At 48.0% G+C, this 23146-nt stretch carries 22 protein-coding genes and 3 tRNA genes; 8 read left to right on the forward strand and 17 right to left on the reverse strand.

Annotated features, from left to right (window positions below):
• Positions 1-2: 2 nt before the first annotated feature.
• From hflK to MHM94_RS12805, 8 genes are all read right to left on the reverse strand, one after another.
• Positions 3-1181: an FtsH protease activity modulator HflK gene (hflK, locus tag MHM94_RS12770; RefSeq protein ID WP_022945616.1), complete on the reverse strand. Its 1179-nt coding sequence runs from the start codon at positions 1179-1181 to the stop codon at positions 3-5.
• 147 nt (positions 1182-1328) lie between these two features.
• Complete coding sequence (gene hflX, locus MHM94_RS12775; protein ID WP_022945615.1) at positions 1329-2612, reverse strand: ribosome rescue GTPase HflX; 1284 nt, start codon at positions 2610-2612, stop codon at positions 1329-1331.
• 19 nt (positions 2613-2631) lie between these two features.
• Positions 2632-2892 (reverse strand): RNA chaperone Hfq, encoded by a 261-nt coding sequence (gene hfq / locus MHM94_RS12780; RefSeq protein WP_022945614.1) that lies wholly within the window; start codon positions 2890-2892, stop codon positions 2632-2634.
• Positions 2893-2970: 78 nt separating this feature from the next.
• Positions 2971-3888: a tRNA (adenosine(37)-N6)-dimethylallyltransferase MiaA gene (gene miaA, locus MHM94_RS12785; RefSeq protein ID WP_082079304.1), complete on the reverse strand. Its 918-nt coding sequence runs from the start codon at positions 3886-3888 to the stop codon at positions 2971-2973.
• Positions 3889-3893: 5 nt separating this feature from the next.
• Positions 3894-5708: a DNA mismatch repair endonuclease MutL gene (gene mutL, locus MHM94_RS12790; RefSeq protein WP_235419510.1), complete on the reverse strand. Its 1815-nt coding sequence runs from the start codon at positions 5706-5708 to the stop codon at positions 3894-3896.
• A 9-nt stretch (positions 5709-5717) separates the two neighbouring features.
• Positions 5718-7058, reverse strand: a complete 1341-nt coding sequence (locus MHM94_RS12795; protein WP_022945611.1) for an N-acetylmuramoyl-L-alanine amidase — start codon at positions 7056-7058, stop codon at positions 5718-5720.
• A complete protein-coding gene (gene tsaE, locus MHM94_RS12800) occupies positions 7051-7521 on the reverse strand; it encodes a tRNA (adenosine(37)-N6)-threonylcarbamoyltransferase complex ATPase subunit type 1 TsaE (RefSeq protein ID WP_026111201.1) in 471 nt (156 codons plus the stop codon). The genes MHM94_RS12795 and tsaE overlap by 8 nt, the downstream gene beginning before the upstream one ends.
• Before the next feature lie 6 nt (positions 7522-7527).
• The gene (locus tag MHM94_RS12805) at positions 7528-9015 is read right to left on the reverse strand and encodes an NAD(P)H-hydrate dehydratase (RefSeq protein ID WP_235419509.1); all 1488 of its coding nucleotides are present in this window, start codon (positions 9013-9015) and stop codon (positions 7528-7530) included.
• A gap of 11 nt (positions 9016-9026) precedes the next feature.
• Between MHM94_RS12805 and queG the strand changes: the two genes are divergently transcribed.
• Positions 9027-10196, forward strand: a complete 1170-nt coding sequence (gene queG, locus MHM94_RS12810; RefSeq protein ID WP_235419508.1) for a tRNA epoxyqueuosine(34) reductase QueG — start codon at positions 9027-9029, stop codon at positions 10194-10196.
• Positions 10197-10222: 26 nt separating this feature from the next.
• Here queG and MHM94_RS12815 read toward each other — a convergent pair whose 3' ends face one another.
• The 7 genes from MHM94_RS12815 to orn all read right to left on the reverse strand — a co-directional run bounded on the left by MHM94_RS12815 (position 10223) and on the right by orn (position 16835).
• Entirely contained in the window at positions 10223-11347 is a 1125-nt protein-coding gene (locus tag MHM94_RS12815) for a response regulator (RefSeq protein ID WP_022945607.1), read from the reverse strand.
• A gap of 28 nt (positions 11348-11375) precedes the next feature.
• The gene (locus MHM94_RS12820; RefSeq protein ID WP_235419507.1) at positions 11376-13361 is read right to left on the reverse strand and encodes an ATP-binding protein; all 1986 of its coding nucleotides are present in this window, start codon (positions 13359-13361) and stop codon (positions 11376-11378) included.
• 101 nt (positions 13362-13462) lie between these two features.
• Entirely contained in the window at positions 13463-15574 is a 2112-nt protein-coding gene (locus MHM94_RS12825; protein WP_235419506.1) for a methyl-accepting chemotaxis protein, read from the reverse strand.
• A gap of 220 nt (positions 15575-15794) precedes the next feature.
• A tRNA-Gly gene (locus MHM94_RS12830) sits at positions 15795-15870 on the reverse strand.
• A gap of 68 nt (positions 15871-15938) precedes the next feature.
• Positions 15939-16014, reverse strand: a tRNA-Gly gene (locus MHM94_RS12835).
• A 68-nt stretch (positions 16015-16082) separates the two neighbouring features.
• A tRNA-Gly gene (locus MHM94_RS12840) sits at positions 16083-16158 on the reverse strand.
• Between the two features lie 131 nt (positions 16159-16289).
• Positions 16290-16835 (reverse strand): oligoribonuclease, encoded by a 546-nt coding sequence (orn, locus tag MHM94_RS12845; RefSeq protein ID WP_022945604.1) that lies wholly within the window; start codon positions 16833-16835, stop codon positions 16290-16292.
• Positions 16836-16979: 144 nt separating this feature from the next.
• Between orn and rsgA the strand changes: the two genes are divergently transcribed.
• Positions 16980-18038: a small ribosomal subunit biogenesis GTPase RsgA gene (gene rsgA / locus MHM94_RS12850; protein ID WP_022945603.1), complete on the forward strand. Its 1059-nt coding sequence runs from the start codon at positions 16980-16982 to the stop codon at positions 18036-18038.
• Positions 18039-18112: 74 nt separating this feature from the next.
• The gene (gene asd / locus MHM94_RS12855) at positions 18113-18979 is read left to right on the forward strand and encodes an archaetidylserine decarboxylase (protein WP_045979179.1); all 867 of its coding nucleotides are present in this window, start codon (positions 18113-18115) and stop codon (positions 18977-18979) included.
• Here the strand turns inward: asd and MHM94_RS12860 are convergent.
• On the reverse strand, positions 18968-19456 hold the full coding sequence (locus MHM94_RS12860) for a GNAT family N-acetyltransferase (RefSeq protein ID WP_138508054.1): 489 nt from the start codon (positions 19454-19456) through the stop codon (positions 18968-18970). The genes asd and MHM94_RS12860 overlap by 12 nt on opposite strands.
• A 78-nt stretch (positions 19457-19534) precedes the next feature.
• Here MHM94_RS12860 and MHM94_RS12865 point away from each other — a divergent pair, with 78 nt between their 5' ends.
• The 5 genes from MHM94_RS12865 to MHM94_RS12885 all read left to right on the forward strand — a co-directional run bounded on the left by MHM94_RS12865 (position 19535) and on the right by MHM94_RS12885 (position 22165).
• A complete protein-coding gene (locus MHM94_RS12865) occupies positions 19535-20074 on the forward strand; it encodes a glutathione peroxidase (protein WP_130147203.1) in 540 nt (179 codons plus the stop codon).
• 105 nt (positions 20075-20179) lie between these two features.
• Positions 20180-20461, forward strand: coding sequence for a peptidylprolyl isomerase (locus MHM94_RS12870; RefSeq protein ID WP_022945599.1), 282 nt, complete (start codon positions 20180-20182; stop codon positions 20459-20461).
• A gap of 88 nt (positions 20462-20549) precedes the next feature.
• A complete protein-coding gene (locus tag MHM94_RS12875; RefSeq protein ID WP_138548633.1) occupies positions 20550-21131 on the forward strand; it encodes a glutathione S-transferase family protein in 582 nt (193 codons plus the stop codon).
• Positions 21131-21487 (forward strand): DUF2750 domain-containing protein, encoded by a 357-nt coding sequence (locus tag MHM94_RS12880; protein WP_022945597.1) that lies wholly within the window; start codon positions 21131-21133, stop codon positions 21485-21487. The genes MHM94_RS12875 and MHM94_RS12880 overlap by 1 nt, the downstream gene beginning before the upstream one ends.
• A gap of 3 nt (positions 21488-21490) precedes the next feature.
• The gene (locus tag MHM94_RS12885; protein ID WP_235419505.1) at positions 21491-22165 is read left to right on the forward strand and encodes a hypothetical protein; all 675 of its coding nucleotides are present in this window, start codon (positions 21491-21493) and stop codon (positions 22163-22165) included.
• Here MHM94_RS12885 and MHM94_RS12890 read toward each other — a convergent pair.
• Positions 22162-23046 carry a hypothetical protein gene (locus MHM94_RS12890; RefSeq protein WP_235419504.1) on the reverse strand — a complete coding sequence of 295 codons (885 nt, stop codon included), beginning with the start codon at positions 23044-23046 and terminating at the stop codon, positions 22162-22164. The two genes, MHM94_RS12885 and MHM94_RS12890, sit on opposite strands and share 4 nt — an antisense overlap.
• Positions 23047-23146: the final 100 nt, after the last annotated feature.

Genomic DNA, 23146 nt, shown 5'->3' on the forward strand with positions numbered 1-23146 from the left:
TGCTATCTTCCTCCGTTAAAGCGGTCTTTAGAGAAACGATCATTGCCAGAATTTACTTGGCTGTTACGCGATGCATTGGCACCTAACTTGTTGCGTAAGTCTTGAATGCTATTAGCGCTAGGCAAGGTGATTTTTTGCCCTGACTGATGCTTATCTAGCAGTTTGTCCAGCGGTAGATACATCATGTTGTTGCCACCTTCGACATCAACAAGCACCTTCGTGCTGCTGCCCAGTACTTGCTCCATAGTCTCTAGATACAAGCGTTGGCGGGTCACATCTTTCGCTGCTGCATATTCAGGCAATAGCTTTTCAAAACGAGCCACCTCACCTTGTGCTTCCAGGGTAACGCGTTCACGGTAACCTTCAGCTTCTTGGGTCATACGCGTTACTTGACCACGGGCACGTGGCTCAATTTCACGGGCATACGCCTCAGCTTCGCGGATAAAACGCTCTTCATCCTCTTGCGCAGCGATAGCATCATCGAACGCATCTTTTACTTCAGCAGGTGGGCGTGAGTCTTTAAAGTTCACGTCGGTCACTATCAGGCCAAGGTTATATGGTTCGATAATGTCGTTAAGCTCATCCCAGGTGTTTTGACGCACGATTTCACGACCTGTAGTGAGTACCTGGTCCATTTGCGAGTGGCCCACAACATAACGTAGAGCACTGTCCAATGCTTGCTGCAGGCTGTGATCAGCGTCAGTTACACTGTACTTGTAAAGATAAGGGTCAACCACACGGTACTGCACTTCAAACTCAACGCTCACGACGTTTTCATCTTCGGTGAGCATAAAGCCGGAAGCAGACAACGAACGCACTGCTTCAATATCAACAGGGATAACACGCTCGATAAAGGTCGCTTTCCAGCGTAAACCGGGCTGCGCAATACGGTCAAACTTACCAAATTGTAGCACCACACCTCGCTCGGCTTCTTTAACGGTGTAGAAGCCACTTAGGCCCCAGATGATCGCAGCAATTACAAGCACGATAAGCAATCCAACGCCGCCTAAACCGCCGTTTTTATTGTTACCGCCCCCTTTTTTACCACCAAACAAGCCACCAAACTTATCGCTGTACTTTTTCAGTACTTCATCTAAATCTGGCGGTCCTTGGTCACGACCACCTTTATTGTTCCAAGGATCTTTGTCGTTGCCATTGTTACCCGGCTCGTTCCAGGCCATAGCCATACTCCATAGTTATCAATGTTTGTTGCTAGGGGTAATGCTATCGCAGCATTACCGTTGTTGTCATACTTAGTCGACAGATTTATGCCCCCAAGTTGACGCAAGAAAATCATGGTTGTCGCTACTTTAGCGCATTTTCATGCACTACGTAAGGTAGCCATCAATTTGTTCACCAATTTCCTTTTTCAATTTATTCCATTCACTCATTGGTACGTTAACGCTAAGCAGCCAGTTTCCTTGCTCATCGAAGTCCTCTGAGCTAATGCTATTGAGGTTGTATAACGCGCCGCGCAGCCGCCCTTGTGAAGGGGGCACACGCAAGTCGGCATTAAGCATTTGCTTCGCGAGCAACTCACTAATAGCTTGCTTCAGTAGCTCCATTCCTTGACCTTGCTGCGCCGATAGCCAAACTCGCATCGGTTTGCCTTCATCATCGCGGTCAATGCGCGCCTCAACGTCTTCAAGCTGGTCAATCTTATTGTAGATGAGTAGCTGCGGTATTTCGTTCGCCTCAATCTCTTCTAGTACTTCTTGCACCTGCTCTATATTCTCTTTACGACGCGAGTCTGCCGCATCGATTACATGGAGCTGTAAATCGGCTTCACGGGTCTCGGTCAGCGTCGCTTTAAATGCCGCGACTAAGTCATGCGGTAAGTGGCGGATAAAACCTACGGTATCGGCCAAAATAACACTACCGATGTCTGGCACTTCAAGCTTTCTAAGTGTTGGGTCTAAGGTCGCGAACAATTGATCCGCAGCATATACCTCAGACTCGGTAATGCGGTTGAATAGCGTTGATTTCCCAGCGTTAGTGTAGCCAACCAGAGAGACACTCGGGATTTCGTTGCGGTTACGTGCACGACGACCCTGCTCGCGCTGCTTAGCGACCTTATCTAAACGCTTTAAAATACTTTTAATGCGCCCTCGTAACAACCGTCTATCGGTCTCGAGTTGGGTCTCACCAGGGCCGCGTAAGCCAATACCGCCCTTTTGTCTTTCTAAGTGCGTCCAACCACGTATTAAACGGGTGGAGATATGCCGTAGCTGCGCCAATTCAACTTGTAATTTACCCTCGTGGGTGCGGGCGCGTTGAGCAAAAATATCAAGGATAAGGGCAGTTCTGTCGAGCACACGACATTGACACAACTTTTCCAAGTTGCGCTCTTGTGATGGGCTTAATTCGTGGTTGAATATAATGACATCTGCGTTGTGGGATTTGACAATCTCAGCTATCTCTTCTGCCTTCCCCGTGCCGACGAAAAGCTTCGGGTGTGGTGCCTGGCGACTGCCTTGCACAACCGCCAGACTGCTAACACCTGCAGAAGATACCAACATTTCCAACTCATGAAGATCTTCTCTATCGCCTTCATGGGGAAATTCGATGTGAACTAAGACTGCCTGTTCGCCGGCTTCATAACGGTCAAACAAGCATTATGCTCCTACTGATTTAATAATTCCCTTCTTCTGACTCCGGTGCGTCGAGTCCTTGCGCACCATGAAAATTCACTGCTCGGGCTGGCACAACAGTGGAAATTGCGTGCTTATATACCATCTGATTTACAGTGTTCTCTAACAAAATGACAAATTGGTCGAAAGACTGAATCTTGCCTTGCAGTTTTATGCCGTTGACTAAAAAAATTGAAACAGGAATACGCTCACGACGTAGCGCATTCAAAAATGGGTCTTGTAACGATTGGCCTTTTGCCATTGTTATTTTCCTTCGTTTTAGGTGTTATTATGTATCTAGTTCAGGACTGACTCTAAAGAAAAAAACGTCCCAATAATACTAGCTTAGCGAACTTACTATACGTTGCAAGTTTTCTTGGTCCCCGCTTTCAAGCCACGTTAGGTTCTGCCAACCTCGAAGCCAGGTTAGCTGCCTTTTCGCCAACTGACGCGTAGCAGCTACTCCACGAAAAACCATTTCATCATAATCAATTTCACCCGCGATGTAATCCCACATTTGTCTATACCCTACGCAACGAATAGAAGGCAGATCCGGGTGCAAATCCTTCCTGTTATATAGGGACAAAACTTCGTTTTCAAACCCCTGCTCGAGCATTATTTGGAATCTTTTCTCTATACGCTGGTGCAAAACGCGACGATCGCTTGGCGCAATAGCAAATTGATGAACTGGAAACCCTAAGGATTGTGCCTTCGTTTGCTGCAATTCAGTCATACTCTTGCCACTGATACGGTATACCTCTAGGGCGCGATTAATTCGCTGTGAATCATTGGCGTTAATTTTCGCCGCCGCCTGCGGGTCCACTTGTTGTAACTGCTGATGTAACGCCGGCCATCCATGCTCTTTTGCTTCGGCTTCGAGGGCAGCTCGAATGTCTGCATCAGCTTCAGGTAGTGGCGACAGCCCTTCGAGTAAGCCTTTGAAATACATCATAGTACCACCGACTAACAAGGGTACTTTGCCTTGATTATGTAGCTGTTCGATGTGCGCTAGAGCGTCGCGGCGAAAGTCAGCCATGGAGTAGCTCTGTGCCGGGTCTACAATGTCAATAAGTCGATGGGGTGCCAACGCACGTTCTTGCGCATCAGGTTTAGCGGTGCCGATGTCCATCCCTTTATACACCAAGGCGGAATCGACGCTGATCACTTCGGTATCGAAGTGTTGGCATAAATCAATGGCTAAGGCGGTTTTTCCTGAGGCGGTAGGCCCCATTAAACAGATAACGGGCAATGAACTCACAAGGCTTAAACACTTAATTGACTGACGTATTGGGATAGCTCTATTTTAACGGCTTTTTGCTGTAATTGCTGAACAATTTCTGGAGTATTCTGTAATTGTGTCTGCCAAGTTGCAAAGTCATTACCATTGAAATAATTGCTCGGCGTAGATGCCGCAAGCCACGTGAGAAAATCCTGCTGTGAACTCTCAGCCGTCAACTGCGCGCTGAGTATCTGCTCAATCACTCGCTTGGCATCGCTGGCATATAAGCTGCTGGGTAGACGCTTTACCATGGCAAATTGTTTTTCAAGCTGGATATCGAACCCTAATACCGAGAGCCAAGATTGCAGCCCCTGCAAACACGCCAACTCCTTATCTTGCAAGGCCACACGCACAGGTAACAACAATGCGCGACTACTTAGCTGCGCTTCAGCTTCGAGTTGCTGCTGCCAAGCCAGCGGTAACACCTGACGCCAGTGGCTAAGGTGTAACTGCCCTTGCACACTCACTGCACAGTGGCCATCCGTTAAGGGCAGGAGTGACACACTCTCTGCGGCTACATGCTCCGCAGGGGCTGACTCTGCCACATGATTAAACTCATGAGCCTGTACTTCACTGATCCCTTGATAAAACTGATTTGCTTGAGCAATACGTTGGGCATCAACAGGGTGCGCTCGCGTGCTCACTGGCGCTGAATCTCGATAGCTTGAACCAGAGCGACTGGCCGTTCCCATAAACTGCCCCGATTGCTGATTATCAGGACTAGGACGCAATTGCGACTTGGGGTAAGCAGGACTGTCACTGTGAGCAGCGCTTGCTGGTGGTATCGAGGGTTGCGGTATTAGCGTTTGCTCACTGGCCACCAGCTGTTGCACCGCCTGTAAAATAAAGTCATGGACTAATCGCGCCTGATGGAAGCGCACCTCATGCTTGGCCGGATGCACGTTAACATCAACCTGGCGGGGGTCGACTTCTAGGTAAAGTACAAATGCCGGCACTTGCGCTTGTTGGGTATGTTCTTCAAAGGCTTGGCGAATAGCGTGTAAAATCAATTTGTCGCGCATCATGCGGCCATTAACATAGGTATACTGCGGCTCTGTTTGCGTGTGCTGAGGCATAATCCAGCCATGCAAATACAGCCCTTGGTCACCACTTTGTAAATGCATTCCCTGGCTGGCAAAGCCTTTGCCTGCGACCTGAGCAATACGCTTTACTGCACCCGCGTCGTCCGCCGACACTGGTCGATATTGGCGCACTACTTTAGCGTTGTGGGTTAAGGTAATGGCAATATCGAAGCGGCTTAAGGCAATGCGCTTTAGCAGCTCATCAATATGGTTGAACTCAGTTTTTTCGGTTCGTAAGAATTTGCGCCGTGCGGGGGTATTAAAAAATAAGTCTTTAACTTCAATGGTGGTGCCATCAGGATGCGCTGTTGGCTGCACCTGCACGGCCATATCACGTCCCTCAGCAAAGGCTTGCCAAGCTTCATTTTGCTGGGCAGGCTTAGACTTTAACGTTAGTCGCGATACCGAGCTTATGGAGGCGAGTGCCTCGCCACGAAAGCCTAAGGAGTTAATACATTCTAAATCATCCAGTGTTTTTAATTTACTAGTAGCATGGCGTGAAAGCGCGAGGGTGAGCTCATCTTTGACTATACCCGAACCATTGTCGGTAATGCGGATCAGTTTATGGCCGCCGCGTTCAATATCAACGCGAATACGTGTCGCTCCCGCATCTAAGCTGTTTTCAACCAACTCTTTCACGACAGAAGCGGGACGCTCAACTACTTCACCGGCAGCGATTTGGTTAGCTAATCGCGCCGGTAATATCGCTATACTCATATACGCTCGTTAGGTATTAGGAATGGTTAACACTTGGCCAATGTAGACTGTGTCTGTTTTTAGCTTATTGACGCGTTTAATAGCCCCGACAGAGACGCCATAACGACTCGCCACGACACTTAACGACTCACCGCGACGAATCTTATGTCGTGTTGGGTTTTGTGCCTTAATCGTTGCAAAGAGCGAGTCATCAGGGGGGTTATTACGGTAATAACCACGAATTGATCTGAACACCGCCTTAGCTAGTTTTTCTTGGTGCGCCGCCGTTTTCAGCAACCGCTCTTCTTGAGGGTTGGATATAAACCCCGTTTCCACCAAGATAGAGGGAATATCTGGCGATTTCAACACCGCTAAACTCGCCGCTTGCGGATAGCGTTTATGCATTTTCGCCACTTTTCGTAATTCTTTGATGGCCTCTTCAGCCACTTTAAAGCCGGTTTTCATGGAGTGATCCATGGACATGTCGAGTAGCGTCTGCGCTAAATACTTTTCGCTGGCCGTGTCGCGAATGGCATCCGCAGCCCCCCCAAGTAATTCAGAGTGTTTTTCCCTATCCTCAATCCATTTACCTATTTCTGAATTAGCCCGACGCAGAGACAACACCCACACCGACGCTCCTCGCGGCTGTGGGCTGGTAAAGGCATCAGCGTGAATTGACACTAAAAAGTCAGCTTTGCGTTTGCGCGCTTTGGTGCTGCGGTTATTGAGTTTGACGTAATAATCTCCGCTGCGAACCATGTAGGCTTGCATGCCCCGTTCGGCATTAATCAATCGCTCTAAGCGTTTAGCTACTTGCAAAGTGATGTCTTTCTCATAGGTGCCGCTTGGGCCAATAGAGCCGGGGTCTTCACCGCCGTGACCCGCATCGATCGCGATAACAATGTCACGATTGGTTTCTAATACTCTATTTTTTGGTATGTTTTGGGCTTGTTGACCGTCACTTTTATCGTAAAGGTCAATGACTAATCGGTCTTTATACGGCCCAGTAGGAGCCAAAGAAAAAATAACTGGCTTGGTGGCTTTGAGTAACTCAAACACCACTCGAGTGGAACCCGACTTTTTCGGCGTGCTAGGGCGGATTTTATCAACAATTTGGTGCTTCTTTTCAATTGCCGGGTAGTCTTTACGGTGCGCAGTATTATTGATATCAACGACTAGGCGTAATGGATTCTTCAGCATGAAATAGCTGAAGTCTGGCTTTTCTTGCATATCAAACACCACCCGCGTGCTATCGGGTGATGGCCATACACGCACGTTTTCTATGGTGTTTTTAGCTGCCGCCACTGTTGCCCATACGAGCAACATGGCGCACAAGGTTGCCTTGCTTGCGGTTATGATTATTTTAAGCATTGCCTTTTAACTTTGTTACTACATCAGCGCCACGCTCAGATTTTGCGTCGATACTGATCTCACGCGCTTCCCCTGTATACTCTAGCGTGATTTCTAAATCAGCGCGAGGAATTACCCCCTCACCTTTACTAGGCCACTCCAAAATACACACCGCGCGGTTATCGAAATAATCCCGAATGCCCATGAATTCGAGCTCTTCTGGGTCAGCTAATCGATATAAATCAAAATGATATACTTTGACCTGCGCTAGCTCATAAGGTTCAACTAAGGTATAAGTTGGACTCTTAACCTTACCTTTATGACCCAGCCCTTGCACGATTCCACGCGTGAGCGTGGTTTTCCCCGCCCCTAAGTCACCGTACATATAGATCACCGCACCGTCAGCGATAAGTGGAGCTAGTTGCGCCCCGAATGCGACGGTTGCTTGCTCATCCGCTAAATATTGGTCAAACCGCATGGTCATTATTGCTTACCCTATTAAAGCTCGTACTACTGGAAATAAATCACTGGCGAGCAACCCTTTGCTGCCCTCACTGCTTGCTTGCTGGGCCGCTAAGCCGTGCACATAAGCTCCCACACAGGCACTGTCATGTGGGCTAACGCCCTGCGCTAGCAACGCGCCAATTATACCAGATAATACATCACCCATGCCGCCACTCGCTAGTGCGTTACTGCCACTGCTGTTAATTGTTAATTTATCAGCGCTACAAATAAGTGTACCCGGACCTTTCAACAGCACCGTTGCTTGGTATGAACGCGCCAACTCCTGCACCTTGGCAAAGCGATTGGCTTCCACCTCAGTAACGGAGCTTTGCAATAATCGCGCAGCCTCTTTGGGGTGCGGCGTCAAAACACAATCAGTGAGTCGCTGTGGATGCTGTGCCAATAGGTTTAATGCATCCGCATCCAGCACTTTTAATCGTTTGTGTTCATAGCCAAGAACCGTGCTGAGCATCTGTTGCGCCCACTGACATTGCCCTAATCCAGGCCCAATAACGACGACGTTGGCTTTTTCCAATAGTACTGTGAGTTGCTGAGCAGTTGTTACCCCGTGAACCATAAGCTCATAGCAACCTTGGCTTATGGTTTGCACATTATCTGGATGGGTAGCCACACTCACCAAACCGGCCCCTGTTCGTAGTGCCGCTTCACTGGCTAATCGCGCTGCGCCCGCCATTCCTAGCCCCCCCGCGACAACTAAGACATGACCGGCATTATTCTTGTGACTGCCTTGATCTCGAACTGGCCGCTTGCGCATCATTGATGCATGATCATTCAAGCAAGCCACTGCACTACATTGGCGGTAAAAAGCCTGCTCTATTGCCAATGGCGCAAACCATAAGTGACCACATTGGGTTTTAGCACGACCGCTCAATAGACCCTGCTTTAAGGCAATAAACGTCAGTGTATGGTGGGCATTAAAGGCATTATTATGTACCTGCGCACTGTGGGCATCGACCCCGCTGGGGACGTCAATGGCGATACGCATCACCTTAGCGGCATTTACTTTTGCCAATACATCAGCAATAGGTTCCGGCAAAGCACGATTAAGGCCAATGCCAAAGATAGCATCCACCACTATATGGTAATGATGTAGACTTGCGTCTTGAACACACTCCCCACCGCTTTGTTTAAAGCGCTCATACATGGTTGCGGCATCTCCCTTAAGAGTATGCACAGCGACCAACGGCCATACCTTAACATCGTACCCTTGTTGGCGTAATTCAGTGGCGACCACAAAGCCATCACCGGCGTTGTTACCGCCTCCACTAAGCACAATAACGCGTTTTTTTTCGTCGTAGTGTTGTTGTATCCAATGAGCCACGGTGCTACCCGCTCGGTGCATTAGCTCCTGCATACTCACTCCGCTGTGCTTGGCAGCGGCAGCTTCATATTGCTGCAATTGTTGGGGAGTAAATACCAGCTGTGGTAAATTAGTACTGTAATGACTATCCATGGTTTTCACTTTTGCCGAATAACACCATTAATTATCCTGAACTAGCACAGCAAATTAAGCAATGGGCGAGCGAGCTTGGCTTTGCCGATGCGGCTATTTGTGACATAGATCTCAGTGCTCATGAAGCACAATTACAACGTTGGCTTGAGCTTGGCTATCATGGCGAAATGAACTTTATGGCCGAGCATGGCACCAAGCGCTCCCGGCCAGACGAACTGGTACCGGGTACCCAACGCGTCATCGCGTTAAAGATGCACTATTTACCCCCTGACGCGGGCTTTGCCCGCACCCTGAAAAATCCTCAGTTGGCCTATATCAGCCGTTATGCTCTGGGCCGCGATTATCACAAGCTGATGCGTAACCGTATAAAAAAGCTCGGCCAGCGTATTGCACAAGTTGCTGAAGGTTTGGGGTTTCGTCCTTTTGTTGACTCCGCGCCGGTGCTTGAGCGCCAGCTTGCGGCTAAGGCTGGCTTAGGCTTTACCGGAAAGCATAGCTTATTGATAGACAAACAAGCAGGGTCATGGTTTTTCCTCGGGGAGCTGTTTGTGGATATTCCGCTGCCAGTTGATGACCCTGACATCCGACAAGCCACCCAAGGAGAGTGCGGCAGTTGCGTCGCGTGCATGACCATGTGCCCCACAGGGGCTATCGTTGAGCCCTATGTGATTGATGCGCGAAAATGTATTTCCTATTTAACCATTGAGCTTAAAGGCGCTATTCCTGAGCAATACCGAACAGCGATGGGCAATCGTATTTATGGCTGTGACGACTGCCAGTTAATTTGCCCGTGGAACCGTTATGGCGAGATCACCGCAGAGTCTGACTTCCATGCCCGCGCCCCGCTTAAAGATCAACCACTATTGACGCTATTTAGCTGGGATGAAGAGACGTTTTTAACTAATACCGAAGGCAGCCCCATCCGCCGTATTGGCCACCAACGCTGGCTTCGTAATATTGCCATTGCCTTGGGTAACGCGCCCTACGATAGCGCTATTGTTGAGGCGTTAATGGCCAGGTTAAACGGGGCTAGTGACTTGGTTGCAGAGCATATTCATTGGGCACTCGCGCAGCAACAACAAAAGCGTGAGGCACTGAGCGTGACTGTCACGGCACATACAAAGAAAACTCAGCGATTGATCCGCGCCGTACAAAAAGGGCTTCCCAGAGACGCAGAGTAATCTCAGAGCGCTCTCTTTTTACCACGTTAGTTGAGCAATTTAGCGAGATCTTGCTCAATGCGAGAAAATGCTGCCTGCAAGTTCTCCACCGACTCCTCTCGGGCCACCGAGCGTTGGATAGTGTCGTCTACCTTTTGGTAGATAAAAGCTTCTTGGTCATCGTCTAAGCCCATAGTGGGAATACGCTCCTCAAGCTCCTCTTGTAACGCGCGAAATACTTTTTCATTATCGCTGCGCGTTTGATTTACCGCACTAATGAGCTCACGGAATTGTGCTTCAATACGCGATACCGCCTCCCCCAACTGCGCTTGACGCTTTTGCAGCGCTTGTTTGGTCATAATGGCGGTGAGTTGCTGCTCGGTCACACTGACTAAAAAACATACGTGATCGCGAATGCGGCCATGCTTCTCAGGTTCTTTCTCTGGCATATTCAGGATCAGTAAGCTCACTTTCTCATAGTTAACCAACAATCGCTGCGAGAACTCGTGTAAACGCCCCCGAGTTTTTAGCATATCGAAAAGCTCAACGACAATGGGGGAGCACCCTCCACTTAATGAGAAGTGCTGTACGCCGTCATCCAATCGCAACTCAGCATTACTTTGTAAGCCAAAACGGTTTAAACAGCTGAGCAGTTCTTTGCCTAACTCTTGGGGCTCCCAAATTTGCCCAATACGCTCAACAAAGTTGACGATTTCGCCCATTTCGCTGCTATTAGCCATAGCGTTAAAAGCCGTAGATGTGGCATCGTCAACTTGCTTTTGTAAGTCTTCTTGCTCGTCAAGATACCCTTTGAGCTTCATCAACTTTGATTTGAGTTCATCGTGACTGAAAGGTTTAACAATGTAGTCTTCTGCGCCTACAGCGTAACCCTCCATGCGCTCTTCTACCGTGCCCCGCGCAGATACAAACATGACCACAATATCTTCGGTTTCTGGGTTCGCTTTAAGTTGGCGACAGACATCATAGCCGTTCATATCTGGCATGCTGACATCAAGCAAAATAATATCCGGCTTAAACTCCCCCACCACCGCGAGGCAGGCTGGCCCACTGTCGACCATTTTCAGCTCAAACCCCTGATCATCGAGGATTTCTTCAATGATTTCTAGATTATATTCTTCGTCATCTACTGCTAATACCCGTTGCACTGTCATCGTATTGACCTTCCCTTATTCAAGCTTGTTATTCTGCCGGCTTATGCGGCGGCGCCTGAGTTTCTTGTGCTTGCTGAACTTTTGGCAAGCTTATTTCTATAATAGTGCCTCCTTTAGGATTTTGCTTAGCATGAATGCGGCCATGATGCAGCGCCACAAACTCTCGGCATATCGCCAATCCTAAACCTGTTCCCCCGGCCCCTCGATTGGTTTGGCTACTTTGGGAGAATTTATCAAAGACATGTTCTAGCTCGTTTTCTGGGATACCTACTCCATGATCAACCACTTGAATTCCCAAGTTGTCACCATCCTCATGTAAGTAAATGTCTATTTCACTTCCTTCGGTGCTAAATTTAAGCGCATTTCCTAATAGATTAGTTATTACTTGAGTTATTTGCGCACCATCGCAGTCAATGTGACTATTCACACCATTATCATGGAGTTTTATGTTGATGTGCTTTTCCATCGCCGTGCCAGACACATCGGTAATGCTCGATTCAATCAACTTACAAACGTCAGCTCGGCTCGGGCAAAAAGGAAATTTGCCAACGTCTAATTTCGACAAATCAAGTAAGTTATTAAGTAATGACAGTAAGCGCTCGCCGCTGGTATGAATACGGTTGAGATACTTGCTTAACTTATCAATGGGCGTTTCGCCATTGCTCAACTTGTCGAGCCCAAATCGCGAAAAGCTGAGTATAGAGTGCATCGGGGTGCGCAGTTCGTGGGACATATTGGCCAGGAACTCTGATTTACTGCGGTTTGCGGCTTCCGCCTGATCCTTAGCTAACTCCAGCTCCCGAGTGCGCTCCTTGACGCGGATTTCGAGCTCATCTCGCGCCTCTTCAAGTAATACTTGGCGCTCTTTTAGGTTAGTTACATTTTTAAAGATTACGGCGTAGGCAATCGCACCGTGATAGTCAATTTCACTGAAGGAACCGACCATAGGGATCAGCCCGCGCTTCGAGGTTTGTACTTCAAGCTCACAGCTATGCTGGTTTAGGCTTGATGTCGAACGCATAGTTTGCAGTAAAGTTTGCTCTGAGCTTGGGCTCAAAAATTGAAACAGGGTATGCTTTGCGAGCTCGGTTTGATTTAGGTTAAGTAACTTCGCCGCTGCATCATTGGCGTCAATCAGGCTGCCATTACGGGCAAACAAAATGACTGCATCAGGGGTGTTTTTGAATACTACGCGTAACAAACTGTCTTTTTCAATGAGCGCATCAACGGTGTCTTGTAACCGCTCAAGTAGCTGCGCGTTGTTACGTTTGAGGAGCTCTGTCTGCCATGCCTTATGCACCGATTTAAGGACAATACTTTGATCCGCTGGCAGCTCAATGACATCATCCACACCGCTGCGGATCACCTCCAGTAAATTTGCTTTATCTCCTTGGTTTATAAGCAAGATACAACGGCAATGTGATTGTATCCTTTTAACCTGTAAATACACATCACTGCCGCTATCCCCTTGCACTTGGTAATGACAGAGCAAAATATCGATATGTGTTCCGTTGACAATTTCCAACGCCTGAGTAAGAGAGTGAGCACCGAGTACGCTAATGTGCGCGCCTGTCAGCCACTGCTGGATATGTGCTTGGCTATCTTGTGGACTAACATGAAGCACTTGTGGCAAGGCTATCGACTGCGGTCCGTCAATCTCTAAAATGCTTTCTAATAGCGCACTGATTTCTTTGTTTTCATAGAAAGGATAAATAACTTGAGCTTGTATAAACAGCTTATTGAGCTCGGCGAAGCTTGCAAATACTTCACCTTGTTCAGCCTTAGGCGCCAATAACGCGACATTACAGCCGCTGAGGGTTTGTTTGAGGTCACAAGCAAGCGCCATAGGAATGCCATGGGCAAGGATATACATATCATAGTCATTGGGCTCAATGACTTCTAAATTAGCAAAGTGCAGCAGCTCGACCTCACAATCGAGCAGCTCTAGCAGTACTTTAATGCGCATAGCAAGCACTGTTGTTGCATCTATGATCAATATCCGTCGCTTCACCATGCTTTCACCAAGCCCTCTACTCTAGTTTAAACGTAGACGTACTTTTGCCTAGTTGGCAACTTTATATTCAACTTAAGCCATTGAACCTAAAGAGGAAACGCTTAAGTTTTCAATCGACTCAGTTGCGAATCTTGCTCTTCAACCAAGGCAATGAGCTCTTTCGACCCAGACCCTGTTTGCTGGGCCAAGTCGGCCAAGTGCGAGGCAGCATCGGAAATGAGCGTTAAATTACGATTGATTTCTTCAGTGACCGAGCTTTGCTCCTCAGCAGCTGTGGCTATGTGAGTCACTTGATTGGTAATTTCATTCACTTTTTCTACTACTTCATGAAGCGCATCAAAGGCAGATGACGTTTGCGATACAGCGGTATCGGCGCGTGACACACCCTGCTCTATAATGGTTGATGCACTGCCCACCTCTTGCTGCAAGCGGGTAATAAGCTCACTGATGTCGTCTGTGGAAGCACGTGTTTTCGACGCCAGTGCACGAACTTCGTCAGCCACCACAGCAAAGCCTCGTCCTTGTTCACCTGCTCGAGCCGCTTCGATAGCAGCATTCAGTGCAAGCAGATTCGTTTGCTCGGCAATGGTGCGGATCACATCGAGTATCTGGTTAATGTCATTACTGCGTGAAGCGACCTTACCCACCGCCACATTGGCATCATTGATCTCCGTAGACATGGTTTGTACTTGGTCAACAGCTTGCGACAAACTGTGCTCACTGGCTTGCACTAATTTATTAATTTCTTCCGTTTGCTGTGCTGATTGCTCTGAGGCGCGGGCCACTTCCAACGCCGTGGAGCTCATTTCGTTCATTGCCGTCACTACACTCTCAATTTCAGCAAACTGTTTCTCTACATTTTCTTGGGTTTGTGTGGCCACTTGCGAGGCACTGTCGGCCTGCTCCATGGTTTGTGATGAGAGTTGCTTAAGCTGAGAGATAAGAGTACGCAATTTGTCGATAAAGGCATTAAAACCGCTCCCCAAAGCGATAAGTTCGGCGTGCGTATCAACATTCAGCGACTGTGTTAAATCTCCCTCAGCGCTGGCCAAGTTTTCCATACGCATACGAATGGCATCAATAGGGCCTACAATGGTTCGGGTCAGCCAGTACATCATGGTCGCAGCGCCTGCAAGTACCACAATGGCAACGATAATAAGTACTGACTTCAGCGCATCAGCATTATCTTCCAAGTTTTGCTGTAACTCTTGAGCGCCCGCCATGGCCAGTGACTCAGGTACTTCAACAACCAAACGCCAAGTAGAGTCGGCTAGTTTTACATCCAATGGGTAATTAACAACGAATGCGTCATCCACCAGCTCAACGCTTGCTGTACTGCTCTTTATTGCCGCCATAAGTGGTTTATCCACCACCTCAGCAAATGGTTTTCCTAACTGCTCGGTGTAATGGCTACTGCCCACCACCAAGCCCATTGAGCTGATGAGCGACACCTTGCTTTGGCCTTGATAGAGGTTCGCCGAGAGCTGCTCAGTGATTTTCTGAAAAATAGGTAGGTTTAAATCAACCCCGGCCACGCCTAAAAAACGCCCTTGGTGAACGATGGGAGCGGTCAGCGAGGTCATCATCTCGGAATACCCTGGCGAAATCTCATAAAGATAGGGCTCCATTAAACAAGGTTTGAGTGTATCTTTCGCACACAGATACCATTCGGCCTCGCGCAGCCCCATATCATTGATAGTATCGACGTGCTTTTCGCTCGCATCTTCCACCACTTGCTGTTCAATAGAGCCGTCTTCATTACGGATCATGTAAATCTCTAAGGAGCCATGTCCGGGTACGGAATGCTGGTGGCCGCTGGTAAATTGATTGTCTAGACCATCATAAGCGTTGTCTTCAAACTGCGTGTAAATGGATGATACCAGTTCATTTTGAGCCAATACCGCCCGGTCTATTTGCTCTACCGCACTTCGATCCAAAGGCTGATTTTTGGTGCGTCCAAGGATCCCAGCTAGGGTATAAGGAATTCGATAGGCTTCATTGATAAAACCGAGGATTTTCTCACCATCTAAGCCGGCCTTAGCCAACAGCTTATCCTCAACCTCTTGGCGCACAAGCACTCTGGATTCACCGGAAACGGCGCTATTACTTTGCTCCAATTGCCACCATAAAATACCAATAAGCAGCAACACAGTGACCAATAAGGCACCACAACTAGCAAGTAAGAGTTTTTTAGCAAGGGACTGATTTCGCATTACTTCTTTACCTTTTGAACGAACCTGAGATAAAGCTTAGTCGAGCCAGCCAGAATAGGAAACCGCCATCACGAGGATCAGCACAAAAGAGCACCAAAATACATGCAGCCATAGCCACTGCGGGGGAGATCTTTAATACATCAACAATGCCAGCTTGGCTGCATGCTTTATACGCGATACATGTGGGAATAAAACTGAGTTTTGAGTGTGTTCAGTGAATTGGAGCGGCACACGAGGTTCGAACTCGTGACCTCAACCTTGGCAAGGTTGCGCTCTACCAGCTGAGCTAGTGCCGCTTCATAATTTGCTCGGGGTTGCGCAGCTGAGCTTGGGCTGCAAACTGTTAGTAACAACAGTAAAAGTTTGGAGCGGCACACGAGGTTCGAACTCGTGACCTCAACCTTGGCAAGGTTGCGCTCTACCAGCTGAGCTAGTGCCGCTTCATTGTTTGCTCTGGATTGTGCAGCTGAGCTTGGGCTGCAAACTGTTAGCAACAACAGTAAAAGTTTGGAGCGGCACACGAGGTTCGAACTCGTGACCTCAACCTTGGCAAGGTTGCGCTCTACCAGCTGAGCTAGTGCCGCTTCATATGTAACAGCGAGACTGCTACATAGCGCTTAATTTAAGCACACCGACTAATGCGGGGTGTTCGTCTTAAGCGGGGCAGGATTTTACAAGAATACCTTGTCTTTGCAAGCCCTTTTTTGCGGTTTTTTTAAATTTTGAACACTTCTGTACGATAAACCTGCAATTCCATAATTGAGTCTTTGATATCGTCCAATGCTAAGTGCGAGCCCTTTTTCTCAACTTTATCTAATACCTCAGGCTGCCAACGTCGGGCCAACTCTTTAATGGTACTGACATCGATGTTGCGGTAATGAAAGAAATTATCGAGCTCAGGCATATAACGCACTAGAAAGCGACGGTCTTGACCAATGGAGTTCCCACATAAAGGCGATGCGCCTGCGGGGACCCACTGCTCTAAAAACGCCAATGTTTCAGCCATGGCTTGATGTTCGCTAACCTCGCTTTGTTGGCAGCGTTTAGTCAGTCCCGATTTACCATGTTGGTTAGTGCACCACGCGTCCATATTGTTGAGTAACTCGTCGCTTTGGTGAATAGCAATCACTGGGCCTTGGGCGAGGATGTTTAACTCGCTGTCGGTAACAATGGTGGCAATTTCCATAATGCGGTCGTGATCGGGATTCAAGCCGGTCATTTCCAAGTCTAACCAGACCAGGTTTGTTTTGCTTACAGCCATAGTCGTGCGCCCTGCTTCTCTTTCGGTTTGCTGCGATTAGTTATATCATATTAGCTTCATACGCAGACCTAAAGCCTTTTTTACACCGTCCTTATTTACTCCAAATAGGACAGTGCCAAGATGGGCATGAACGAAAGAGATTCCGTGGCCAAAAAACAGAAATTGTCGAAAGGGCAAGCGCGACGTATACGCGCTAATCACCAGAAACGCTTACAGCGGGTAAAGTCCGATGCCAGCAAGGCGGCAGAGCTGGAGCTTGATAGCCAGAATTTAGGCGCGGCTGAACCGGCTCTCGTTGTCAGCCGCTTCGGTCAGCATGCCGATGTGGAAACAGCGGATGCCGAAGTATTACGCTGTAATATTCGCCGCACGATATCTAGCTTGGTCTGTGGTGACAAAGTGATGTTCCGCCGCGCAAAAGTCAGTGAAGGCGATATCGCCGGAGTGGTTGAGTTAGTTGAAGAGCGACATTCGCAACTAACCCGCCCTGATTTTTACGATGGTGTCAAAGTAGTGGCTGCCAATGTCGATCAAATTCTAATGGTCTCTGCGGTGGTGCCGGAATTTAGCACACAAATAATCGACCGTTATATCGTCGCGTGTGAGGACATGGGGATTCCCCCTGTGCTGCTTTTGAATAAAGTGGACTTACTCGACGATGAAGACCGTGAGCTATTTGCCGATTACCTCGCTGAGTACGCTCATTTAGGCTATCAGGTGATGATGGTCAGTAGCGAAAGCGGTGAAGGCATGGATACACTAAAGGCAATGTTGGCGGATAACAACAGCATCTTTGTTGGCCAAAGTGGGGTTGGCAAATCAAGCTTAGTCAATGCCTTGTTGCCTGATGCCGATATCCTTACCAAGACCGTATCGAGCAATAGCGGCTTAGGTCAACACACCACAACCGTGTCTCGTTTACATCACCTCCCCAGTGGCGGCAACTTAATCGACTCCCCAGGGATCCGCGAATTTGGCCTATGGCATTTAGAGCCCGAGCGCGTCGCTTGGTGCTTTAAAGAGTTTCGTCAATATTTAGGCGGCTGTAAGTTCCGTGATTGTAAACATCTAGATGATCCGGGCTGTCTACTGCGAGAGGCTGTTGAACAAGGCGATATTGCCGATTTTCGCTTTGAAAACTATCACCGCATAATAGAATCAATGGCCGATGGCCGTGCTGGCGCTCGTAATCCACGAGTGTAGCATCCAAAGGCCGGTAACTGGCCTTTACTCTTTGGTTTCGTTACCATTTAACAAATTACAGTGGAATCTACACAGTGAATTTAGACAAAGTAAAAATCGCTTTTCAATATGCGCTACCAAAACACGGCGTATCACGCTTAGTTGGAAAATTAGCCGCAGCAAAGGCGGGCAAGCTTACCACCTCGCTCATTAAGCTTTTTATTAAGCAATATAAAATTGATATGAGCGAAGCGCAGCATGAGGACCCAAGCCACTACCAAAGCTTTAACGAGTTTTTCACTCGCCCACTCAAAGCCGGTATCCGCCCGCTTTGCGAAGACGACAATATTATCGCTCACCCAGTTGATGGGGCCATTAGCCAACTCGGCGATATTAATGAGGGTCAATTACTGCAAGCCAAAGGCCATCATTATAGTGTGCAGACGTTACTTGGCGGCAACCAAGCCGATGCCGAGCCCTTTTTAGGCGGTAAGTTCGCCACCATTTACCTTGCACCGAAAGATTACCACCGTATTCACATGCCAGTAGACGGCACGTTAAAACGGATGATCTATGTACCTGGCGATTTATTCTCTGTAAATCCCTTAACGGCGCAAAACGTGCCCAACTTATTTGCTCGCAATGAGCGCGTAGTGGCGATATTTGATACAGACATTGGCCCGCTGGCGATGGTACTGGTAGGCGCCACCATTGTTGCCAGCATCGAAACTGTTTGGGCTGGGACAGTCACGCCACCAGCAGGTAAAGATGTATTCAGCTGGGATTACCCAAGCGAAGGAAACCGCGCAGTGAAGCTGAAAAAAGGTGAGGAAATGGGGCGCTTCAAGCTTGGCTCCACTGTCATTCTAGCGTGGGGAGCTAATCAGGCTGACTTTCTTGACGATCAAGTTCCCGAGGCCACCACGCGCATGGGCACAGCGTTTGCAAAACTACGCGACTAGTGACTTACCAAGGATGGTCAAGCTGTATAATTGACCATCCATTCTCGCTACATCTGGCAGTTGCCCCCACACCGAAAACCCCGCCGAGGTAAAAAGCCCGATACTGGGTTTATTATGACTAAATATAAAAGCTAAGAGGTTCTCAATTGCCAGTGTATGGGCATGAGCTTCAACGAAGTTAAGCGCTTTTCGCCCCAATCCCTGTCCTCTTACCGATTCACATAAATAAATGGCAACCTCTACGGTGCCGTCGTAAGCGGGGCGGCCATAAAAAGATTTGAAACTCAACCAACCCACAACTCGCTCATCTTGTTTGTAAACGAAAATGGGCCGCTCAGGCGTATGACCTAGAAACCACGAGCGACGCTCTTCAACAGTGACCGGCTCAGTGTCTGCGGTCACCATGCGACTGGCGATAGTCTGGTTATAAATATCTACGATACGAGGCAAATCACTTAATTCAGCGGTTTCAAACATAAATAATGGTTGCTAAAAATGATCATTTACATTGATAGTATCGTACTCTGCGAGACAAACAATGAAAAGGCGACGGTCATGATCCGATTCACTCTCAGCACCCTAAGCGCTGCGTTATTACTGCTTAGCTCTACAGTCGAAGCCAGCGAATGTGGCGATTTCACCGATGTTGAAGTGCGTAAGCTACGCTCAGAGCAAAGCATTAATCTTTGCCAATTTAAAGATAAGCCTTTGCTTATTGTTAATACGGCCAGCAACTGTGGTTTTACACCGCAGTTCAAAGAGCTTGAGCAGCTGCATCAAAAGTACAAAGATCAAGGCTTGGTGGTGTTAGGGTTTCCATCTGACGATTTTTTCCAAGAGGAAGATGACGAAAAAGACACTGCTGAAGTGTGCTACATCAATTATGGTGTGACCTTCACTATGCTCGCGCCGACACCGGTGAGGGGCGACGATGCTCATCCGGTATTTCAATTTTTGAACGAGCAAACCAGCTCTCCAAATTGGAATTTTTACAAGTACTTAGTGTCAAAGGATAGACAACAGGTGCAACGCTTTAACAGCCGCACAAAACCAATGTCAGAAACGCTTACCCAAGCTGTTGAGCAAGCGCTATAATGACAAATCATTATGTTTGTCTAAACTTAATGGCAGTAAAAAAGGTCCGGCTCACCCACGGCGAAGGGCCTAACAGAATCATGATATTAACAAATGGAGTAACTTATGGCTTTGGCAAGTGCGCGTCATATATTGGTGGATAACGAGGCCCTGTGCCTAGATTTAAAAGATAAGATTGAACAGGGAGAAGATTTCGCAGAACTGGCAAAACAACACTCCATGTGTCCGAGCTCACAAGACGGCGGAGCGCTTGGAGAGTTTGGCCCAGGCATGATGGTACCAGAGTTTGATAAAGTGGTGTTTTCAGCCCCGTTAAACCAAGTACAAGGTCCAGTACAAACACAGTTTGGTTATCATTTACTCGAAGTGACTAGCCGTAGCGATTAAGCTCGCCAAATTTCTATTGCATTGCTTGTAAAGCCTGCTATTTTGGAGCTCAGTTATTGAGATTGTTGCTCACAAGGCAGGTTTTACAATGCAATTGTATGGCTCTGATACCTCCCCCTATGTACGCCGCCTGCGTATTTGGTGCGCCCAGCACACACTTGATGTTCCTTACCAACATATAGATATTTTCTCCCCCGCAGGGCGAAAACTGCTATTACAACACACGCCGGTAGCGAAAATTCCAGTACTGGTCGACGGGCAGCAGAGTATATATGACTCCACTGTAATTTTTGAATACTTAAGCCAAGCCCATCAGCTCAAACCATTGCATTGGGATGAGCGTAACCAACTAACAACTATCAACGCGGCGAATGATTCCGGTGTTGAGCTGCTTTTGTGCCAGCGTTCAGGGTTTGACACCACACAAGATACGTTATTTTTTAACCTCCAACATCAGCGCATTAGCCAATGTTTAGGGGTGTTAGAAGAATTACTTAGCAGTGGTAAAATAAAGCATGCTTATGTACTAACCAGCCTATTTTGCCTGTTAGATTGGTTGGCGTTTCGTCAACTCACCGATTTCAGCGTTTATTCGCAATTACATGCGTTTTGGCAACAGTACAGCCGTGAACAACTGGCCCAACAAACCGATCCAAGAAAGGCCGAATAATGAATAATAGCAACGATATAGAAATAGAATCGCAACTTGATAGCTTTTGTGAGCAGGTCCGTGAGCAGCAAACATTATGGCTATTGAGTGCCCCAGACGGGGGTGTAGCCAGTGTGACCTCGGCATACGATGATAACAAAGATGTGCTGCTACTGTGGCACAGCGAAGCGCTGGCGCAGCAACAATGCGTAAATGAGTGGCAAGACTACACAGCCATAGATATATCGCTTAGTGAGTATTTTGATGAATTAGCTCCCGCTTTGCATGATGATGGCGTGTGGGTAGGTGTTAATTGGGCTGAAGGTGCTTGCAGTGAGTTAAGTGCCCAATCATTAGTGAATGCACTGACCGACTAAGCTGTGAAAACCCATCTAGGACGGCGGCCATTTTCTGCTATGGAATTACACACCCTGTTTTCAGGGTATGTGTACGGCGACGAAAAACAACCACGCGAGCAAGCCAAGCATTGGCATTTCTGGCTGCCTCTACTGGCCTATTATACCGGCGGCTTTAGTGATGAACTTGGCAGCCTCACTTTGGAAGATGTGCATTTAGGCACTGGCACCGCTTACTTGCATGTGCATACTCATGGCAAAATCAAAGCGCGTAAAATCCCCATCCATCCACACTTATTCTCCTGTGGGTTACATGAATATGTGCAATGGTTGAAAGATCATGGACATCAACGCTTACTGTTTGATTTACCTGCAAAATCTGGTCGTTACAGTGAAAAGGCACGAATTTGGTTTTCCGGCGAGGGAGAGCGCGCTGGCTACCTACAAAAATGTGCTCTGCCCACCGTGGATCAGCACGGCCACAAAACCGCTTTGAGTAGTTTACGTCTAAACTTCGAGCAGCAGGTTCGTATTAGTGCCATGCAGTTAGGCAGTAAAGCTGGGTTTTGTTATCTGCTCGGCCTCAAGGAATACCCACAACGAGAGTTCGCCGATATGCGCTTATTGCAAAAGATAGTCCGAGGGGTGCGCGTTGTGAATGCCCACACCCACTGGCAACGCTTTTGCAATCGCCATTAGCTCTCTTTAGCTTTGGCATTACATACCCATGCCAAGGTCTTCTCTGTAGCTAGGTAGCTCACGCGTGTAATGGTACCTTGGCAATGGGCGCTTAAGTCGTGCCATAGCTGCGCTGGCTGAGCATTACCCAACTGTTTCTTATATAATCGATTTTGATTTGCATAAATCACCGTCTGCGCGTCAAACCAGGTGTAATCTTGGACACCTTGTGGCAGGCGAAAGGCTTTGCTCGATACATCATCATCAACTGCATAGGTGGCGAACCAACTCTGCCCTTGTTCCTCAAAGGTGTAAGTGTAAACCCGCAGTGCCGAGTTATAGCTCAGTGTGCGACCGGGGTTATCAACGATGTGCTTGCCCTTTTTGGGGTTTTGAAGAGGCAGATAATGAATGCTATGTGGCTCGCCTAAGGCAAAGACCAACACGCCTTGCGGCCCCCAAGCGTGATAACCTATGGTCATGCCGTTGTCGAAGATTCGCTGCGGCGCCGTGCCATCTAACGGATAACGCCATAACTTTTGTGCCGCATTCGGTTCGACTACCACGGCAGAGATTGCATCGCCATCAAGCATCATCGTTGGTGAATACTCACTACTGTTTTTGCTTTGTGTAACGTTCACTCGGTTGTTGGTAGCGAAGTCGTAAAAGAAGATGTCTGTTTGTGATTGCTGTGCTTGAGTCACCGCTTGGGTGTAATACACCCCCTTGGCGGTAAGCCAAGGTTGATTGCTGTACCCTGCTTTATCACTGATGGCGGAAACATCGATACCTTGTGAATGCTCCCGCAAAAGCAATACTTGGCTATCTAACGCCCAAGCTGGCGCCGAGGCAGTGACGATAAGAGCGGCACTACCAAGCAGTAGATTTTTGAATTTACGCATAATTTTTTATTGTTATTGGCAATCTCCCTATACTAACGTGAATTCACCGTCTCGCAAGTAACTAGGCTTGATTTCACTGCACTGCACCTTTATAAAGGGT

This window comes from Pseudoalteromonas sp. CNAT2-18.1, from assembly GCF_022347865.1.
GTDB classification, from domain to species: Bacteria; Pseudomonadota; Gammaproteobacteria; order Enterobacterales; family Alteromonadaceae; genus Pseudoalteromonas; species Pseudoalteromonas ruthenica.

Excerpts from the sequence above, each read along its gene's own strand:
- MHM94_RS12875 (WP_138548633.1), top strand. The coding sequence starts at position 20,550 with ATGCAATTGTATGGCTCTGATACCTCCCCCTATGTACGCCGCCTGCGT.
- tsaE (WP_026111201.1), bottom strand. The coding sequence starts at position 7,521 with ATGACCATGCGGTTTGACCAATATTTAGCGGATGAGCAAGCAACCGTC.
- MHM94_RS12805 (WP_235419509.1), bottom strand. The coding sequence starts at position 9,015 with ATGGATAGTCATTACAGTACTAATTTACCACAGCTGGTATTTACTCCC.
- MHM94_RS12825 (WP_235419506.1), bottom strand. The coding sequence starts at position 15,574 with ATGCGAAATCAGTCCCTTGCTAAAAAACTCTTACTTGCTAGTTGTGGT.
- MHM94_RS12860 (WP_138508054.1), bottom strand. The coding sequence starts at position 19,456 with ATGTTTGAAACCGCTGAATTAAGTGATTTGCCTCGTATCGTAGATATT.
- MHM94_RS12880 (WP_022945597.1), top strand. The coding sequence starts at position 21,131 with ATGAATAATAGCAACGATATAGAAATAGAATCGCAACTTGATAGCTTT.
- MHM94_RS12890 (WP_235419504.1), bottom strand. The coding sequence starts at position 23,046 with ATGCGTAAATTCAAAAATCTACTGCTTGGTAGTGCCGCTCTTATCGTC.
- MHM94_RS12820 (WP_235419507.1), bottom strand. The coding sequence starts at position 13,361 with ATGGTGAAGCGACGGATATTGATCATAGATGCAACAACAGTGCTTGCT.
- orn (WP_022945604.1), bottom strand. The coding sequence starts at position 16,835 with ATGGCTGTAAGCAAAACAAACCTGGTCTGGTTAGACTTGGAAATGACC.
- MHM94_RS12870 (WP_022945599.1), top strand. The coding sequence starts at position 20,180 with ATGGCTTTGGCAAGTGCGCGTCATATATTGGTGGATAACGAGGCCCTG.
- hflK (WP_022945616.1), bottom strand. The coding sequence starts at position 1,181 with ATGGCCTGGAACGAGCCGGGTAACAATGGCAACGACAAAGATCCTTGG.
- MHM94_RS12815 (WP_022945607.1), bottom strand. The coding sequence starts at position 11,347 with ATGACAGTGCAACGGGTATTAGCAGTAGATGACGAAGAATATAATCTA.
- mutL (WP_235419510.1), bottom strand. The coding sequence starts at position 5,708 with ATGAGTATAGCGATATTACCGGCGCGATTAGCTAACCAAATCGCTGCC.
- hfq (WP_022945614.1), bottom strand. The coding sequence starts at position 2,892 with ATGGCAAAAGGCCAATCGTTACAAGACCCATTTTTGAATGCGCTACGT.
- MHM94_RS12795 (WP_022945611.1), bottom strand. The coding sequence starts at position 7,058 with ATGCTTAAAATAATCATAACCGCAAGCAAGGCAACCTTGTGCGCCATG.
- MHM94_RS12865 (WP_130147203.1), top strand. The coding sequence starts at position 19,535 with ATGATCCGATTCACTCTCAGCACCCTAAGCGCTGCGTTATTACTGCTT.